Origin of the sequence: Opitutus terrae PB90-1, assembly GCF_000019965.1 — a bacterium.
In the GTDB taxonomy this organism is placed as follows: domain Bacteria; phylum Verrucomicrobiota; class Verrucomicrobiia; order Opitutales; family Opitutaceae; genus Opitutus; species Opitutus terrae.
Genome location: NC_010571.1, coordinates 5129040 through 5146731 on the forward strand (window position 1 = coordinate 5129040; position 17692 = coordinate 5146731).

14 protein-coding genes are annotated in these 17692 nt (G+C 61.2%); 5 read left to right on the top strand and 9 right to left on the bottom strand.

The genetic code is table 11. The annotated features are described in order from the left end of the window. The first annotated feature begins 9 nt into the window (after window positions 1-9). From OTER_RS24505 to OTER_RS19965, 3 genes are all read left to right on the top strand, one after another. Window positions 10-990 carry a glycosyltransferase family 2 protein gene (locus OTER_RS24505; RefSeq protein WP_158305492.1) on the top strand — a complete coding sequence of 327 codons (981 nt, stop codon included), beginning with the start codon at window positions 10-12 and terminating at the stop codon, window positions 988-990. 112 nt (window positions 991-1102) lie between these two features. Further along, complete coding sequence (locus tag OTER_RS19960) at window positions 1103-1843, top strand: TylF/MycF/NovP-related O-methyltransferase (RefSeq protein ID WP_012376755.1); 741 nt, start codon at window positions 1103-1105, stop codon at window positions 1841-1843. Between the two features lie 206 nt (window positions 1844-2049). After that, window positions 2050-2715 (top strand): FkbM family methyltransferase, encoded by a 666-nt coding sequence (locus OTER_RS19965; protein ID WP_012376756.1) that lies wholly within the window; start codon window positions 2050-2052, stop codon window positions 2713-2715. A gap of 211 nt (window positions 2716-2926) precedes the next feature. Here OTER_RS19965 and OTER_RS19970 read toward each other — a convergent pair whose 3' ends face one another. The 4 genes from OTER_RS19970 to OTER_RS19980 all read right to left on the bottom strand — a co-directional run bounded on the left by OTER_RS19970 (window position 2927) and on the right by OTER_RS19980 (window position 5067). Continuing rightward, entirely contained in the window at window positions 2927-3793 is an 867-nt protein-coding gene (locus OTER_RS19970) for a glycosyltransferase family 2 protein (protein WP_012376757.1), read from the bottom strand. Between the two features lie 9 nt (window positions 3794-3802). Beyond that, window positions 3803-4210: a type II toxin-antitoxin system VapC family toxin gene (locus OTER_RS19975; RefSeq protein ID WP_012376758.1), complete on the bottom strand. Its 408-nt coding sequence runs from the start codon at window positions 4208-4210 to the stop codon at window positions 3803-3805. A gap of 3 nt (window positions 4211-4213) precedes the next feature. Next, window positions 4214-4459 (bottom strand): AbrB/MazE/SpoVT family DNA-binding domain-containing protein, encoded by a 246-nt coding sequence (locus tag OTER_RS25405; RefSeq protein ID WP_083767796.1) that lies wholly within the window; start codon window positions 4457-4459, stop codon window positions 4214-4216. Window positions 4460-4623: 164 nt separating this feature from the next. Beyond that, window positions 4624-5067, bottom strand: coding sequence for a hypothetical protein (locus OTER_RS19980; RefSeq protein WP_012376759.1), 444 nt, complete (start codon window positions 5065-5067; stop codon window positions 4624-4626). A 175-nt stretch (window positions 5068-5242) separates the two neighbouring features. Between OTER_RS19980 and OTER_RS19985 the strand changes: the two genes are divergently transcribed. Together OTER_RS19985 and OTER_RS19990 are read left to right on the top strand one after the other, a co-directional pair. After that, on the top strand, window positions 5243-7678 hold the full coding sequence (locus tag OTER_RS19985; RefSeq protein WP_012376760.1) for a tetratricopeptide repeat protein: 2436 nt from the start codon (window positions 5243-5245) through the stop codon (window positions 7676-7678). A gap of 42 nt (window positions 7679-7720) precedes the next feature. After that, complete coding sequence (locus OTER_RS19990) at window positions 7721-8965, top strand: class I SAM-dependent methyltransferase (RefSeq protein WP_012376761.1); 1245 nt, start codon at window positions 7721-7723, stop codon at window positions 8963-8965. 50 nt (window positions 8966-9015) lie between these two features. Here the strand turns inward: OTER_RS19990 and OTER_RS24510 are convergent, their stop codons facing one another. The 5 genes from OTER_RS24510 to OTER_RS20015 all read right to left on the bottom strand — a co-directional run bounded on the left by OTER_RS24510 (window position 9016) and on the right by OTER_RS20015 (window position 17548). Next, entirely contained in the window at window positions 9016-10623 is a 1608-nt protein-coding gene (locus OTER_RS24510) for a methyltransferase regulatory domain-containing protein (protein ID WP_012376762.1), read from the bottom strand. Window positions 10624-10708: 85 nt separating this feature from the next. Beyond that, complete coding sequence (locus OTER_RS20000) at window positions 10709-11311, bottom strand: class I SAM-dependent methyltransferase (protein WP_012376763.1); 603 nt, start codon at window positions 11309-11311, stop codon at window positions 10709-10711. Between the two features lie 11 nt (window positions 11312-11322). Continuing rightward, complete coding sequence (locus OTER_RS20005; RefSeq protein ID WP_012376764.1) at window positions 11323-12558, bottom strand: glycosyltransferase; 1236 nt, start codon at window positions 12556-12558, stop codon at window positions 11323-11325. A 157-nt stretch (window positions 12559-12715) separates the two neighbouring features. Then, entirely contained in the window at window positions 12716-16009 is a 3294-nt protein-coding gene (locus OTER_RS20010; protein WP_148218189.1) for a beta strand repeat-containing protein, read from the bottom strand. A gap of 312 nt (window positions 16010-16321) precedes the next feature. Beyond that, the gene (locus OTER_RS20015; RefSeq protein WP_158305493.1) at window positions 16322-17548 is read right to left on the bottom strand and encodes an ABC transporter ATP-binding protein; all 1227 of its coding nucleotides are present in this window, start codon (window positions 17546-17548) and stop codon (window positions 16322-16324) included. Between the last annotated feature and the right edge of the window lie 144 nt (window positions 17549-17692).

The window sequence follows — 17692 nt, forward strand, 5'->3', positions numbered from 1 at the left end:
CCCATGTTCATGCCGCGTTTCACCATCATCGTCCCCACTTACAATCATGGCCGCTGGATTGAGACAGCGCTGCGGAGCATTTTCGAGCAGGGCGAGCCGAGTGTCGAAGTGCTCGTGATGGATGCTTTGTCGACGGATGACACACCGGCGATTCTGGAACGCTACCGGGACCGGATCGTGTGGCACCGGCGCAAAGACGCCGGTCAGGCGGATGCGATCAACCAGGGTTTTGCTCTCGCCCAGGGTGAAATCGTGGCGTGGCTCAACTCGGACGACACCTACCTTCCCAGCGCGTTCAGCCGGGTCGTCGCCGCATTCGCCGCGGATCCGACGCTGGATTTAGTTTACGGGGATGCGCTCGAGATTAGCGAGGACGGTACCATCCTGACGCCGAACCTGTTCACCGAAGACTGCTCGCGCGAGCGGTTCTATTTTTCACACGACTACATTTGCCAGCCGACGCTTTTCGTTCGTCGCGCCGCGCTTGCCCGTGTGGGCTCGCTGCGCACAGAACTGCGCTGGTTTCTCGACTATCAATGGCTGACGCGGTTTTTCGCCGTCGGGCTGCGCGGTCAGCGGCTCCGGCACTTCCTCGCGGCCAACCGCGATCATCCGAATACGAAGACGAACTCCGGCGGACTGCAGCGCTGGTGGGAGATCATGACCGTGCTGGCGTCCACGCCACCACCCGGCCCGGCGTTGCTCGCCCGGCGCTGTGTCTGGATCTACTCGCTCGAGTTCGTGATCAAATCGATCAACGCGGCGCGCTGGGGGGCCGAACCCAGCTCGTGGGCAGCCACACGAGGTCTTCGCGCCAAGCTCCTCATCCGGCTCAATCGCTGGTTCATGCGACTGGTTTCACCCCGCTCGTTCACGGACATCGTGCAACGCTACGAACGCGACATTGTGCCGCGGGGCCGAACCACCGAGACCCTGTGGGCCGCCGAAAGCCCGGACGCCAAGCGAGCCCCAGAATCCAGTATCCAATGACAATTGGAGGTTGCATGCGTTGTTTGGGATTTGAGATTTGGCGTTTGGCTGTTCCGGGACGGCTCGATGGCGCCATTCTGTTCCTTCATCTCCACCCCATCAGAAGCCGCCGATGACTCCGCTCGAACCCAACACCGTCCTTAAGTATCCGCCGCTGGTCCGCGAGCTGCACGAGGCGTTGCGCACGCTCCTCTTTCCCCAGCTGCCGGACTGTAGCGGTCGCGCCGAATTGCTGGCGAAGCTGCTCGGCACCGGGATAAGCGAAGCGAGTTACGTGCTCGCCGAACTGCATGCCGCGATGGGGGACGACGGCGATGTCTGCGAATTTGGCGTGGCCCAGGGCGCCACGTCCGCGCTGTTGGCCAACGAGCTTCGCGCCACGAGCAAGCTGCTTTGGCTCTACGACTCATTCACGGGGCTGCCCAAGCCTTCGTCCAAGGATCAGTTGAAGGATGACATCTTCGGTTTGGGCAGCATCGAACGCTATGCGGGCGAAATGCGCTGCGACGCGGAGGAAGTGCTGACGCGGCTCGCACAGATTGGCATCGCACCGGAACGCTACCGCGTTCGCGCCGGCATGGTGAACGAGACGCTCCGCGAGGAGAACGGACCCGCCAAGGTCTGCTTCGCCTACGTCGATTTTGATTTCTACGAGCCAATCGCTCACGCGCTCGCTTATCTCGACCGGCATCTCAGCGCGAACGGGCGGATCGTGGTGGATGATTACGACTTTTTCTCCACCGGAGCGAAAACCGCTGTCGACGAGTTCATCGAACAAACGCAAGGGAGATTCCAGCTGACGTTGCCGCACGCGTTCGCTGGCAAGTTCTGCATGCTGCAGCGCAAAGCTTGATCCCGGTTCATGGTGGAGCGCCTTGCCCTCAAGGCGCTGGCTCGTAGCCCGGCGCGGCTGTGCCCTCCACGAGTGGAACTCATCGGGAACGCTCATCGGCACTCATCTCCACTGATCAGGATAAGCGAAGATAAGTGCGGATCAGCGTTCCGACGCTTGTCACTTTTTGCGCGTGTTCGCGCCTTTTTGCGGCCAATCATCCTCGCATGGAATCCTGGCAACAGCCCACCCTCGCCGGCTTTCTCGAGCGGCTCGGTCGCTATCAGATCGAGTTCAGAACGGTCATCGATGTCGGAGCGTCGAACGGCATGTGGACGCGCGACGTGATTCAGTGCTTTCCCGACCGCGACTACTTCCTCGTCGAGGCTCGCCGCGAGCACGAGCCCGCGCTGCAGGCGTTCGCGGCGACGCAGACGCGCACCCGTTACGTCATCTGCGCCGCCTCCGATGAACCGGGCGAGGTGCACTTCCACGCGGGCGACCTGTTCGGTGGGCTGGCCGCGCACGCGGCATTTCAGCAGCACGATATCGTGGTCCCCGCGCGTACGCTGGACGAACTGGCCACCACGTTTGCACTGAAGCCTCCATTTTTCCTGAAACTCGATACCCACGGTTTCGAGGAACAGATCCTCGCGGGTGGGAAAACTCTCCTGGCACAGACGAACCTCGCGGTGATCGAGGCCTACAACCATCAGATGGGCTACGGGAATCTGCTCTTCCCTGAGCTCTGCGCGTTCATGGCCGAGCGCGGGTTTCGGTGCATCGACTTCTTTGATCCGCTCTACCGCCCCCACGATGCCGCGTTCTGGCAGGCCGACCTCGCCTTCGCCCGCACCGACTGGCCGGGATTTCAGTATCCGCATTACGTCTGAGCCGCAGTCCTGCAGTGGCCCACGAATCACGCGAATGGCCCCGTAATCAAGATAAGAACCTGCAGGCCTGAAGGCCGACAGGTGCTCCCTCGCGAACTCTGCTGATGGTTAGGTTCCATTCGCGCCGATGCGCGTGGATCCCCGGGGCTCCGGTCCTTTGGATACCCTTTCGTGTATCTGGTGCTTTCGTGGCGAAACGCTCTGTTCACCCCTACGCCCGCCAGTGTCCTGGTCTATAGAACAGCGGTCCGCCGAGCTTGCGTCGCCAGAACACATACGGCCACCACGCGAGCCGGTAGAGCCGCTGATCTCTCCTTCCCGGGAGCAGCCGCCAGATGCCGCGCTTCTCGTCCCGCAGATAGCGCAGGTGCTGCTCCCACCAGTTGCGGCCGCAGTAGCCCAGCCGTCGTAGCTGCAGCTCGCGGATCTGCCGCAAAATCTCTCCGCGGAGCCGCTGCGATTTCGCCTGCGCATGCTCTCGCGCCTGCGCCCACTCTTCGTCGACAAAAAGAAACTTCGCCCCGGCCTGCATGGCGCGGATCCAAAACTCGTAGTCGAGCGTGTGATCGAACTCCTCGGCGAACCACCCGATCTTCTCGTGCAACGACCGCCGCCAAAACGCCGCCGGCTGGGCGATGAAGCAGTGCTGCACCAGCACATCGGCATCGAACGATTGCACCGGCGCGGGCCTCAGCGCCCGCCCCTGTTCATCGATGACCGTCGCGCGTCCGTAAACGATATCCACCTCCGGATGCGCGGCTAGCGTCCGCACGGCCGAGCCCACCGCACCCGGCAGCAGCACATCGTCGCTGTTGAGAAACCCGACGATCTGCCCCTGGCTTTTTCTCAGTCCCACGTTGATCGCAGCCGCCTGCCCGCCGTCGGGCTGACTGTCCCATTCCAGTCGGATGCCGTAGCTGCGCAGTATGTCGACCGATCCGTCGATCGAGCCACCATCGCACACGTGGTATTCTATCGGCTGATAGCCATGCCCCAGCACGCTGTCGATGCACTGCCGCAGATAATCCGCCTGCTGAAAGGACGGCGTGATGATCGAAACGAGCGGATTCGAGCCCATCGTTGGGCGCTATGGCTCCCGTACCTTCAAGCGCGGAAACCAGCGGGTAAAGTCCGCCGCGTTGCGTGTGACGAGACCCGTGCGATTGACGGCGAAGGCGCCGATGAGAATGTCCGCCACCGGGCGCTTGCCGGTTCGCGATTGGCGTTTCGCCATAACGTAGGTGTTCCACGCGGCATGCGCCGATTCCGTGTCGGTGGGAGTCCACGGCTCCGCGTAAGTGATGCCTGCTTGATCGAGAAAACGCTTTTGCTCCTCCAGATCCCCTGCAAACGCCGCAGCCAACTCGACCATCGTGACTGGGCTAAGGGCCAGGCCCTGCGATAGCAGGCGTTCCAGCAGTTCGGCTGAAGAGCGTCCAAACCGAGGATCACCCTCGAACACGTCGAGCACGACGCAGGTATCGACGATCCACATGGATCATTCCTCTCCCGCGCGAAGTTCCCGCATCCAGTCCGCTGTCGCTCGAGGGGTTTGACGCAGTTTGCGAGCATAGCCCAGAACGGCCAACGGGCCGGGAGACGCAACCGAGGCAACGGAGACCCGCACTTCCCGATCGGAGATGCGCTGCCAGCGGAGCCTCTGCCCCGGACGCAGATTCAACGCCTTCCGCACGGAAGCAGGAACTGAAACCTGGCCTCGTTCCGTGAGCGTGGATTCATCCATAGCCGGACGCTATCATGTGAAAACGTCATGTCAACCGGCCGTGCATCTCGCGCAAAAGCGCCCTGTGCTTTCGCCTCCGATCACGAACCTTGCGGGCTTGATCCCCATTCACCGTCGACCATCCACCGCCCACTCGCCACCGCCCGCCGTCTACTGTCCACCGTTTACAAGCCAGGCTGGACCACAAACTCATGCAGCTCGCGCGAGCGCGCCTTTAACCATTCCAATTCCGTCTCGGATTGACCGGCGATTTCCGGCGCGGACCACAGCCGCCGATAGCGATTGCCTTCGGCGGCGGAGACGGTCTCCCAAGTGCCAGCGAGTTCGGTTCTCAAGTTTTCCAAGACTCCGCTGACCTTGCAGCGGTTGTCGGCTTCGATCAGCGGTCGCCACACGCCTTCGTGCAGTCCATAGCCGAACCAGATCATCTCCTGGTGCCAGTAGAACCCCAGCCACGAAAATCGCCCAAGCTCCTTCCCCCCGATCCATTGGACGCCAGTGGTCACCTTCCCCATCTGCGACTCGTGGTAGACGCGCAGCGCCTGCAACGTGCGTAGCCAGCGCTGCTCCCGCGAAAGGAATTCAGAAATGATTTGGGCATCGGGCATGGTTTGAACCCAATCTTATCCGCCAAAACGACCTCGCCAAGTGGAATCCGGAATAGTCCGAGATAGCGCTCCCTGCTTGCAGCCGAACACCCACCCAGACTGGAATACGTGTCTGCTCGTCGACCGAAGATTCCATCAAGGTTGGCCACCGCATCCGAGCAATCAGACTAACATCATGACTGCCTTCCCGACTCCTGACGCAACAGGTCCCCTGACCATCGCGCAGGCCTTCGCGCACGCTCTTGCCCATCATCAAGCGGGAAGACTAAAGGATGCGGAACGCCTCTACCGTAGCATCCTGGGTGTGGCTCCGCGCCATGCGGACACAAACCACAACTTGGGGATGATCGCATTGCAGGCCAACCAACGACCAGCGGCAGTGCAGTTTTTCAGGGCCGCCCTGGAGGCAGAGCCACACCATGCTCAGTATTGGTTCAGCTACATTGCCGCGTTGATCCACGCGGACGAAATCGACGGCGCACGAAGCGCCTTCAAACAAGCGGAAGACCGTGGCATTGCGGGACCGCAGATGGCTGAGTTATCGGCCCGGCTCAGCGCTGCAGGAAGCAAGCCAGAGCGACCTGACGCACGCGACGTGCAAGCGCTGTTGAATCACTTTGGTGCGGGACACTTTGAGGAGGCGGCAATGGCTGGGCGGTCCATGACAGCTAAATATCCCCAGTATGCACTGGGGTGGAAAGTGCTTGGTCCTGCCCTCATGAAACTCGGACAAACGGCGGAGGCGCTGGATGCGATGCAGACAGCTATTGCCCTCTCGCCATCCGACCCGCACGTCCACCATAACCTGAGCACCGCATTGAAATCACTCGGACGCTTGGAGGAAGCTGCGGCGAGCGCCAGGCGCGCGTTGGGCCTGGGTGTAGACGCCCATCTCAATCTCGCCAGCATCGAATACCAAAGCGGCCGGTACGACGAAGCAATCGCCTGCTGTCGGCGGGCATTGGAGCTGAAGCAGGATTCAGTCGAAGGTCACGTGAAGCTTGCGAACGTGCTGGTCCGCACTGGGCAACTGGACGAGGCAACCGGCCACTACCGGCGAGCCTTGGAAATCGAACCCAACCTGCCCGCAGTGCACAGGGCATTGGGAACGATCCTGCAAGATCAAGCACGCTATGACGAGGCGGCCGCCCACTTTCGACGTGCGTGCGACCTCCGCGCAACGGACCTTTCGTGCCAGATCTCGCTTCATCTAGCATTGCCTGCAATCGCTCAAAGCGGGGAGGCCATAGATCAGAGCCGAACGCGTTTCCGATCTGCTCTCAAGACTCTCGCCCGGTCGTCGGCTACGCTCGACGACCATGATGGTCCCCCTGTGGTGGCGTCCTTCTATCTCGCGTATCATGGTCAAGACGATCGGGACCTAATGGAACTCATCGGCGAGCTCTATCGGGATCGTTGGCCAGAGTTGTCTTTTGTCTCACCCCACGTGGCCGGGTGGCATTCTCCCACCGGCACAGGACGCAAGATCCGCGTCGGTTTTCTTTCCGCTTTCCTGACCGGGCACACGATCGGAAAGCTCTACCAGGGATTCCTGCGCCACCTCGACCGGCAGCGATTCGAGGTTTATCTCATCCGGGCGCCAGAGTCCAAGCGCGACGGGGTGGGTGCACAACTCGGTGCATATTGTGACAAAGTGATCTCGCTCGCCGGCCCGCTGCGAACTCAGCAGCAGCGTCTGGCGGATCAGGAGTTGGACGTACTCTTCTATCCGGATATTGGCATGGCCCCGTACCCTTACTGCCTGGCTCACGCCCGATTGGCTCCCGTGCAAGCCGTGAGTTGGGGGCATCCCGTCACCACCGGGTTGCGGACGATTGACTACTTTGTTTCGGCACAACCAATCGAGCCACAGGGGGCTGCGGCTCACTATTCCGAGACACTGATCCGACTTGAGAGGTTGCCCTGCTTCTATGAGCCTTTCGTCGTCCCGAGCGCAATCCCGTCCCGGAGCGATCTGGACCTGCCTGCCACTGGGACTCTCTACGGATGTCCGCAAAGCCTGTTCAAGTTCCATCCCGACTTCGATGCCATCTTGGTCGCGATTGTCACAGGTGATCCGGAAAGTCACCTCGTACTGCTCGAGGGCGCGGTGCCCATATGGAAGGAGCAACTACGCACGCGCTGGGCGCGGACGGCGCCTCTCTTGCTGAACCGCACGATTTTCCTGCCACGCCTCGAGCTTGACCGATTCATGGGAATGATCGCAAACATGGACGTGCTCCTCGATCCCGTTCATTTTGGCAGCGGCAACACGCTCTACGAAGCCATGGCCTTCGGCGTGCCGATTGTCACTTGGGCAGGTCAGTTCATGCGTGGTCGAGTCGTCGCTGGCGCATATCGTCAGATGGGCATTAGCGATGCACCCGTTGCCGAGCGGCTTGAGGACTATGCCAATCTGGCGGTGACGTTGGGGCGCGACCCCGAACGCCGGGCAAGACTGCGCCGCGAGCTGATAGCGGCTGCGCAACGCGACCTCTTTGCCGACGCGCACGCCGTCCGAGAATTCGAAACCTTCCTCACGGCCGCCGTGAGTGCGGCGGACGAGCAGCGAAAACTTTCCTCCGATTGGCGTTACGACGCCGCCTCGTGATCGACACAATCGTGATATTTTCGACGGCCTAAACCTTCAAACGTGAATATTGTTCGCCTCTCCCCTCCCGCGGTGATCCCCGCCCTGTGCCCGGTGTGTCATTACACCCAGGCCACGCCATTTTTCGATGGTGGTTCCCAACCCTTGGCCACGCTCGGGTGGCCGCACACCGCCGAGGAGGCAAAAACGATGCCGCGCTTTCCGCTGGCTTTCGTGCAGTGCCCGCGGTGCACGCATGTCTGGAATCGGTCGTTCTCCTACGAGGTGATACCGTACCGGTCCAACCCGAATCTCATGTTTAACAAGGGTGTGATCTGGAAGGGGCACCTCGCGAGCACACGGGATCTTGTTCTCGCTCGTTTGCCGGTGGCGCCAACCGTCCTGGACATCGGATGTGGCGAGGGGCACTTCGTGCGCGGCATGTGCGAATCCCGAGCCGGTCGAGGCCGCTTTGTCGGGTTTGATCCGAACACGAGTGGCCGCAGTGGTGACGGTGTGGAGTTCTTTCCCCGGTATTTCGAACCGCTGTCGGACATCGCTTCCTTCCAGCCTGATGCACTTGTGGTGCGGCACGTCCTCGAGCATCTGACGGATCCGGCGGCCTTCATCGAGCAGATGGCTTGGGGGACCTCCACGTTGCGGAAGCCGGTTTGGCTGTTCACCGAGATGCCGTGCGTCGATCGGGCAATCGAGACGGGCCGACTGCCGGACTTCTATTACGAACACCCCTCACATTTCACCACGCGCTCGTTTCGCACGCTGATGCAGCGCGGCGGCGAGGTGGTGGAGTTGGGTCATGGGTACAACGGCGAGGTCGTGTATGCGCTCGTCCGATTGCAGGTTCCCGCCTCGCATGCAGAATGCTCCGCGTCGGCAACAATCTTCTTTCAACAGGCAGACCAAAACCGGGCCACCGTCCGACAACAGCTCGACGAGCTTGCCGCCAGCGGAAAACGCGTGGCCGTGTGGGGGGGCACCGGCAAGGGCGCTGCGTTCATTCACCAGTTCGGTCTGGATGCCGAGCGGTTTCCGCTGGTCGTGGACTCGGATCCTGAAAAAGCAGGCACGTTCGTGCCGGGCACCGGCCAGCCAATCGTTTTCCGGGATGTGCTCAAGGCGAGCCCCGTCGACGTGATCATCGTCCCCACCCAGTGGCGCGCTGCTGATATTGCGAACGAAATAGCTCGCGAGAGGATCGGAGCGCCGCAGTTGCTGATCGAACACAACGGCCGACTAGTGGACTACACGCACGGCGATCATCCGTATCGATTTGCCCAGCGTAGCTGACGCGGCCGATCGGGCCACGTCTCCGCGGAGTATCAAGCAACCGGCCCAATTCAGCCCCGGAAAAAACCGGCTGCAGCAAGCGCCGCAAGGCCGGTGTCGAGGTTCGACCCCAACAAGGCGTTGAGTCGCTGTTCGTCGGTGACCTGCACCGAGCCTTCGTTCACCTGAAGCTTCCCTTCCTTCACGCGACTCACGAGCTCGCCGAGTAGCTCATCGCGGCCACGGGTGCCGTCACAGGCCGCGATGATGTAACGTGCAACCATGTCCGCAGGGATAGACTGGTGCGTCCGGTTGGTGATCAATCTGGCATTGAGGGCCTGATAGCGTGCAAACGCACTAACAGCAGGCCGTTCAGGCACGTCGGTACGGACCGACACGGGTTCGGCGTGGATCTCCAGGAATCCTTTGGCCAAAAGGTTCAACAGATTCATCTCCAACGTCGATTCGTCGGTCCGATCGCGATCGGGCGGCACCTCGCCCAAAAACGGGCGCGAAAGCGAGCGGGCGCCTTCTAAGAGCGCTTGGTAAGAAACCACCGCCACGCCACGCGTCTCGGTCAGCATCTGCATAAGCGCTTTCACAAATGCGTCGCCGCTCGTTACCTGCACGCCTGTCGCCGTTGCAAAACTAACCGGTACGCCAGGCACAAGCTCCACGGGACCAGCGGCACGGATCAGCAACGAACGGAAAGCGAGTTGCCTGAGCACCGCCGGGGAAAGATTGCGCTTGAGGGGAACACCGCCGCGGCACAACAGCGTTTGCCGAAACGACCGATTGCGCAGGTAGTCCATGTACTGCTCCTGCGCGACGATCTGATTGTTTAGTTGGGCCAGCGTCTGACTGACCTTCTCGGGGAAATTGCCCGCCAGCATTTCCGCTATGTTCGATTCGCTGAGATACTGAAGCCCGTGTTTCATCGCTTCAGCGATGAACTCGTAGAAATAGAACGGTGTGTTTTCTCCGCCCAGGATGTCATGCAACAGATAGTTGTCAGACAGACCGTTCATCAGGCTGAGCTCACTCTTCAGCAGCATCCCATACGCGCTGTTTTCGCTCGGTACCGAGTCCGCAAGAAAGGTGAGCAACGCTCGCGATTGTGCCACCTTGGTCTTCGGGTCCGTGAGACCGCGCGTGTGGTAGAGCATCATCTCTCGCAGCGAACGCCGCATGTTCCAACCCGGGAGCGCGTTGTAGCTGACGTATGCCACCCCGTTCTCAGTCAGGTGGTCCCGACAGATCGCCAGAACCTTCTCGCGAACCGCCGGCGGAACCCACGAGTAAACGCCATGGGCGACAATGTAGTCGAACTTTCCCGAGTCAGCCGGGAAATCCAAAATGTCTTGCCGTCGAACCTCTACGTTGGTCACCCCCCCCGCCGTAATCGCGGACTGTGCAGCGGCGATCTGGACCTTGGACGAATCGACTCCCAGAAAACTCGCCTGGGGAAACTGTTCAGCCAACGGCAACAGATTAGAACCGTCCGCACATCCAAGCTCCAGCACCCGCGCGTTCGCGGGGCTTGCAGCGTCCAGCCCAAACAGGCGTGCCATCGCGGCGAGACGGTTCGGCTGAGTCTGCGGAAAGGACGAACTCGGATAGGGCGTTTCATCGTAGGCCGTCGTCACGTCAGATGAAGGCAGGGGGGCAGAGGTCGACATAGGTACGAAAGGAAATCCTGCTGCTTCGGCATGTAAAGGCGATTACAGGGTGCGCCGCAAGGGCACGCGCTGAGACCCAGCTGGATCATGCGGGGAAGTGCTCGGCGGTCAGCTGCAGCAATTCCGCGTCCGTCATCGGCTGCAGGGTGGCGAGCGCCCATAGATCGAAATGAGGGATGCGCCGCTTGAGCGCCACGCGAGCAAAGCCCGCCTCCTGCAAGGTCCCGCCCAACACCCGCTGCGTAAAACCGCAATGGTGGGCCATGAAAAGATTGCCGGCCGCCACGCGGCCCCGGTGGCCGTAAAGAATATCCATCGGGGCAATCGGACCGCTGCGCGACTGGTACGCCGGATCGGTCAATTTGTCCTCCGCAACCAGCGCGCACGTCGACTGAAGGTCTGGGCAGGTGATCACCACAAATCCCTGCGGTCGGAGCACGCGTTTGAACTCTGCCAATGCCAGCGGCACCTCGTGCGAATACAAATGCTCCACATTGTGGCTGGAGAATACCGCGTCCACCGAGCCACTCGGGACTGCAGCCATATTCGTCATCGTGCCCACGACGTCAGGAGCGACATTCGGATCGATATCCAACCGGAGCTCGTCCCAATCGGGAGTGTCGAAGCCTGGGGTGGTCTGATCCTTGCGTTTCGGCCCGCAACCGACGTGGAGTAAAATCCGTTTCATCGCGTGCACGGTCAGCGCCGGTGTGTGAGCTCGTCGATCCACCTCAATTGTGCTGGCAAGCATACTGCGCGCAGGTCGCATCGCTGCAGGATCGTCTGCCGCGCTGCATGCCGCAGGGGCTCAAACTGCCTGCGAGTGTGAAGAATTTCAATGGCTTTTGCCGCCAGCTCATCGGGCCGAAAAAAATCGAAGAGGGTGCCATTGACTCCATCCGTGAGGAACTCCGTCACTGGCTCCGTCCGACTTGCCAGGATCCGGCACTCGCAGCTCATGGCTTCGAGCAAAGACCACGACAGCACGAACGGATGTGTCAGGTAGATGTGCAGAGTCGACACCTGCAAAATTGCGAGGAAGATCTCCTTAGGCACCTTGCCCACGAAATGGATTCGGGAGAGATCCAGCTGGCCGTCGAGTTCCTTGAGCATGAACTCGCGCCAGTTTCGCTCCCGTGGAGGAGGCGTCCCATAACTGATCCCGTCGCCACCGACAATCACGACGTTGGCCCGTGGCCTCCGCGCCAGAATTGCCGGTAGGGCTCGCATGAACACGTGAAACCCGCGAATCGGCTCATGATTCCGATTCACAAACGTGATGACTTCATCGGCCCCCGTCAGCACCCGCTTCCTGCCATCGCGGGCCAGTGTGATCGAAGCTTTGGAGGACGGCGCATCTACGGCCGTATCGATGCCGTCGTGGATGACCATGGCACGTGCTTGCGCGCTCGTGGGGAAACACAACCGTTGCCACTCCGTGGGGTACCACAACGCATCCGAACTCTCGAGCGCATGCAGACACACCGTGTTGTTCATTCGCAGCCTGAACGCCGTTGCCTCCGCGGGCGGACCAAACTCGGGATCGAAATAGCTGTCCACCCGCGCGCGCCCGAAAAAAAACTCCGGGTAGGCGATGATTTTAGATCCAGGCCAAACATCGCGGAGAAAGAGCATCTCCCCCCAACCGGGATGGCCAATGATCACATCCGGATTGAACCCACGCGCCCTCAATTCAAGCGCGCGTTTCGCGGTCGCTTCGCCGGCCCGCACCTGAGCCTCAAAATCCGCCGCCAAGGGGTTCATCCCCGCGGGTCCCGCATCAGGTCGTTCGCACGGTGCCGACTCGATGCCGGGATGGACAACAAGGTCCTTTCGGTAATGCAGGACAGCGACGCGATCGCCACGCTGCACTAATGCGGCGGCCAGATGGCCGAACTGCCCAGGGTAATTCTGATGTACAAACAGGATGGTCATGGCGCGCCGATCTGTTCGATCTTGCCATCCAATCCCTCACGGCAAACAGAAAGTTCCATAATCGAGCCGGTCTTCATCTAGAAAGAAAAAGCCCCACCCCGCTTCCGGGATGGGGCTCAATGAGGAGCGTTGGATCAGTCCAACCTTCCGATGTGGATCAGATCGTCAGCACGCCGGCCGCGATACCAGCGTTTGTGCCAGCCGCACTGAGATCGAGCGCGCCGGTCAGTCGAACGACCACGTCACCCGCAGGGTCATACGTGCCGTTGCCATTATCAACCACGATGTAGGTGTCCCCACCGAAGTTGAACCAGCTCACGACGGCGTTGCCGGCAACATTGCCCGCGGTAGCGGAAGCAACGTAGTCCGAGAACGTGGCACCCTGACCGAGCGTCACCGCAGTCGCGTTAAACGTCGCCGTGCCGGTATCTACCGCGCTGAGGTCGAGGATATCAGCATCACCCGCGCCGGAGATCGTGGTGAAGTAGCCGGCGGAACCCGCCTTGCTGCTCAGCACAACCTTGTCAGCACCACCACCGAGGGTGATGTTCGACACTGCCTGACCGGCAACGGTGATGGTATCATTACCGTCACCCGCGCTGATCGTGGTCGTGCCGGACGTCGCCGTGACCGTGATCGAGTCACCGTTCTTGCCGGTGGTGATCGAGTTACCCGCACCGCTGGCCGTAATCACGTTCGCACCGTCACCCGCCGTGATCGTGGTGCCGGCGGCGACCGCGATCGTATCCGCCGAGTTACCGGTGGTGATCGTGATCTTGCCCGCGCCCGTCGCGGTGATGTCGTTGGAGCCCTTCGTCGTGCCCTTGATCGTCGAGCCATCGCCCGCCGTCGTGGTCAGGATCAGCTTGCCGCCAGCCATGCCAGAAGCATCGACCGTGCCCGCCGCACCCGTGTTGGAGGTCAGCGAGAGGACATTGCCGGTGATGTTCACGACCTTGGCCTGGGTGAAGTTCACCGTGTCATCGGCGTTCTTCGTGTCGTTCGTATCGACGACGTTCAGGTTGATCGTGTTGATGTTGCCCGTGGCGAGGGTCTGGGCGTTGATGTCCGCCGTGTCCGACGTAATCGTGACGGCCAGTGACTCGGTCTGGACTGCCGAAACCGGCACAGTGATCGTGCCGTTGCCAGTCTGACCCGCCTTGATCGTCAGGGACGCACCGGAGGCGAGCTTGTCGATCGCATAGGCACCACCGAAGTCACCCGAGAGGATGACCTGGTTGATGTCGTCCAGGTTGTGCATGTCGACCGTGCCGAAGTTGCTGCCTGTGATTTCGAGCTTCTCGAAGCCCGAGATCTGGGCCGCGAGGCCCGTGCCGGTCGAAGCGGCGACCGCATCCTGGCCCGTGAGAGCGAGGGTGTCGGTGCCGTCGCCACCCGCGAGCGTGCCGCTGTCCATCGTCTTGTGGTCGGTGGCGTTCAGAGTCGCGGAGACCCAGTCGTCACCAGCACCAAGATCGGACGCCTTCTTCACCTGGCCGCTGAGCGTGATCACGTCGTTGCCCGCGCCGCCGGTGACCGTCACCTTCGTCGCGTCCACCGTCGCCGTAACCCCGGCCGTGGCCGTGCTCGTCAGCGTGGCGAGCTTGCCCAGACCCGAGATGTTACCCAAATCGAGCGCCTGATCGCCTGCGACCGTGATGGTCGCGACTTCACCGGCGGTGCCCCAAGCACCAATCGAGGACTTCTTGCCGGAGGTCGTGAAGTCGACCTCTTTGACCGTAGCCGTCGTCTGATTCAGGTTGGTGACCGCAGAGTCATTGAGGTTCAACGCCAGCGTCGTGCCGCTGCCGCTGGTGGCGTGACCGGCCAGTTCATCCGTCAGGAGGACCGTGCCACTGACCTTCGTCAGCGTGAGGGTCGCCAGCGCATTGCTGTTAACCGTCACGTCGGTCGCACCATTGACGGTCACCGTCGAGATCGTGCCAGCCTTAGCCTTGTCGCCGCCGATGGCGTAGTCCTTGACGAGGACTGCGCCCTGGGTGCCGGAGGTTGTCTGGGTGATACTCACCGAACTCGTGCCGTTAACGCCATCGACTTCCGTAGCGGTGGCAGGGAAGTTGGCGCTGCCAGCTGCGTTCGTCACCGTCACGGTGCTGCCGCCCACGACCTTCACCAGACCAGGCGTGACGGTCGTCGACGAGCTGAGAACCACCGCAGTGTCCTTCGTGGCCGTTACCGTGGCGGTATTCGCCGCGATGTTCTGCAGGGTCAGATTGGCGGAAGTCAGGCCAGTCCAGCCCGTCATATCGACCGCGTTGGCGGAGCCCAGCGTGCCGGTCGAGGTGTACATGAAGGTCTCGACATTCTTGACCGTCAGGCCGGAAAGCTGCGCCGTACCACCGTTCGAGTCGGAGATGTTGAGCACATCGTTGCCCGCGGCACCATCGATCTTATCGAGCGCGCTCACGACGAGCGAGGTTGCCGTGTGTGAACCGTTGATCACATCGTCTGCCGTGCTACCAACGATGGTATCGATCGCGGTCGTCAGATCATAGCTCTTCGGCGCCGGGAAGGGGCTCTTGTCCGAGAACTGCACGCTCGTATTCGTGATCGTGCTGGCCATCACCGGAGCGCCACTCGAATCGACATTGTCGATCGCGCTGAGGGAAAAGCCGTACGAGCCACTGTTGTTGATCGCTTTGGCATTGGTTTGGACGAGATCGCCACCAGCGATATCAACCGATACGAACTGCGACTGTTCACCGAAAACGAGCGCCGGGGTTGCGGTCCCCTTCGCGTCGATGTCGCCAATGCGGACGACGCTCTGAACCTGCACGTTCGACGCCGTAATACCGACGACACCGTTCTCGGCCGAGAAGATGGCGTCTCCAGCGCGGATACCACCGAACAGGGAGCCATTCGGATTCGAGGGGCTCGCGACGATCGTCAGCCGGGCAACATTCGCCCAGTGGTCACCACCGGTGTGGGTATCGTCGAACAGCGCCTGGTTGGAGGCGTTGCCCTTGCCGACCGAGAAGACCGAGAAGTTCGTCGATGCGTCCGAACCCGTGATCGTGAACGACGCCAAGCCCTGGACGTACATCACGTCGGGCTGGTTGTAGTTCACCGCCGCGGCGGGCCCGTGGTAGGTGTCGGGATCGAGCGCGATCGTCAGAGTGCCCGCGCCGGAGAACTCGGCTTGGACGATGTCACCCTGCTGGTCGAGGAACGAGACGCGCGTGACCTGACCCGGATCCGCGTCCACGGTGATGCTCGAGCTCTTCAGGAGCACTTGGTCATAGACATTGCCGTTCGAGTGAACGATGTCCTGCCATTGCTGACCCTGGGCATCGGTAAAGCCGCCAGCCAAAAGTTGGCGCTGTTCCAGTGCTTCGAGCTTGAGGAGCGAACGAGCAGACTTGGAGTTTTTCTTAATGCGTTTAGCCATGTTGGTTGTTGTTGATTTCGAGCAAGGGAGTTTGCGTCCCAAATTGGGGCATAGGTTTGCTCAAAGTGCGGAGATCCTATCGAAAGATGGGAGATTTGACCATCATCCCAACGGATGATTTCACCAATCGTCAATGGAGCCTTGGATGAGAGGAGGTAACTCCTTGATTGCTGTCGCCAACCAAGTGTGGACAGGCTCCCCGAATTTACTTAGGGAGGATTGTGAAATAGTCCTGAAGGCCTATGCAGCCACTCTTGATCTCAGGCACTTGCATTGCCTGCAGCGCGCACAGGCACGACTTGGAGAGAGACGTCCCGATCTTCGTTCGCCTCTCGCCTCCGTGGGTCCGGCGGCCTACGAAGCCTCGAAACGAGCCCCCAAATCGGCTGCTCCGAAAAACCGAGGCCGCTCGCCTGGGTGGCGCACCGACAATGATCGGATTCTTGCAACCCGGTGAACCATCTGCTCAGGCGCACCGTCGCCCCGATCTCCCCAGCCGATGGCCACGTCGACCAAGTAGCTGCCGACACCGAGGTTAATGCCAAAGGTGAACGCATAGCAGCTGATCTGCCCCGCTTGGAGGGCGAGAAACCGGTCCTCCAAGTGGACCGACGTCGCCCCATAGGCCACTTGGTTGTGTCGATTGGAAATCTCGAATCCGGCCAGGAGTCGGTCCAGATGCGCTGTACCGCGCACGTAAAGTTCCAGTCTGGCTTCTTCGCCCACATCAAAGGTTTCTGTCTCCGTCCCGCGGGAGTTCAACAACCGGCAGTGAATGATTTCCGCCTCCCGCGACCCTACTTCCTGCGTCGTTTCCCAGTTCCGCTCCTTGGCTCCCGGTGGCAAACCCACTCCTGCCGCCCGCTCGGCCGCCGGTCCTGATTCGCTCGCCTGAATTCGCCCGCGATGGAGTTGATGATAATGGTTAACCGCCTCATCACTGGGACCGACGAACGACATCCGGCCCTCGTGCAATACGATCGCGCGACGGCACAGCGCCTTCACGGCGCCCAGATCGTGGCTGACGAGAATCAGCGACATGCCCGTCTTTAGCCGCTCCTGGAAAAATCGAGCACACTTGGCCTGAAAGAACACGTCGCCGACGGCGAGCGCCTCATCGACGATGAAAAGCTCGGGAGCGAGGATCGTCTGCGCCGCGAACGCGAGCCGCAGCAACATGCCGCTCGAGTAGACCTTGGCCGGCTGGTCGATGAACGCGCCGATGCCGGCAAACTCCTCCACCTCCGGCATCCGGGCGAGGATTTCCTTTCTTGAGAAACCGTAGAGCGCCGCCTGCAGGAGCACGTTCTCGCGGCCGGAAAACTCCAAGTTAAAGCCAGAGCCAAGTTCCAATAGCGCCGCCACGCGACCGTTCACATGGACGTCGCCGGAGCTTGGCTCCAGCGTGCCCGCGAGAATCTGCAGCAGCGTGCTCTTGCCCGAGCCGTTGCGGCCGACGATGCCCAGGCTCTCGCCCCGTTGCAGCGTGAAGCTCACCTCCTTGAGCGCGTGAAACTGTGCCCCTCGACGATCGGCTGCAGCGAAGAGCTGCCGGCGCGCCGAGGGAGGGAGAAGCGGCAAGCTGCCAGCCTGCTCCAGGAGCATCGCCGTAAGCCGATCGGCTGGACGAGCCCACAACCGGTAAGATTTGGATACACCCCGTGCTTCCACGAGCGCAACGTTCATTTGCTTGACGAAGCAACGAGAACCCGCCGGCTGCAAGCT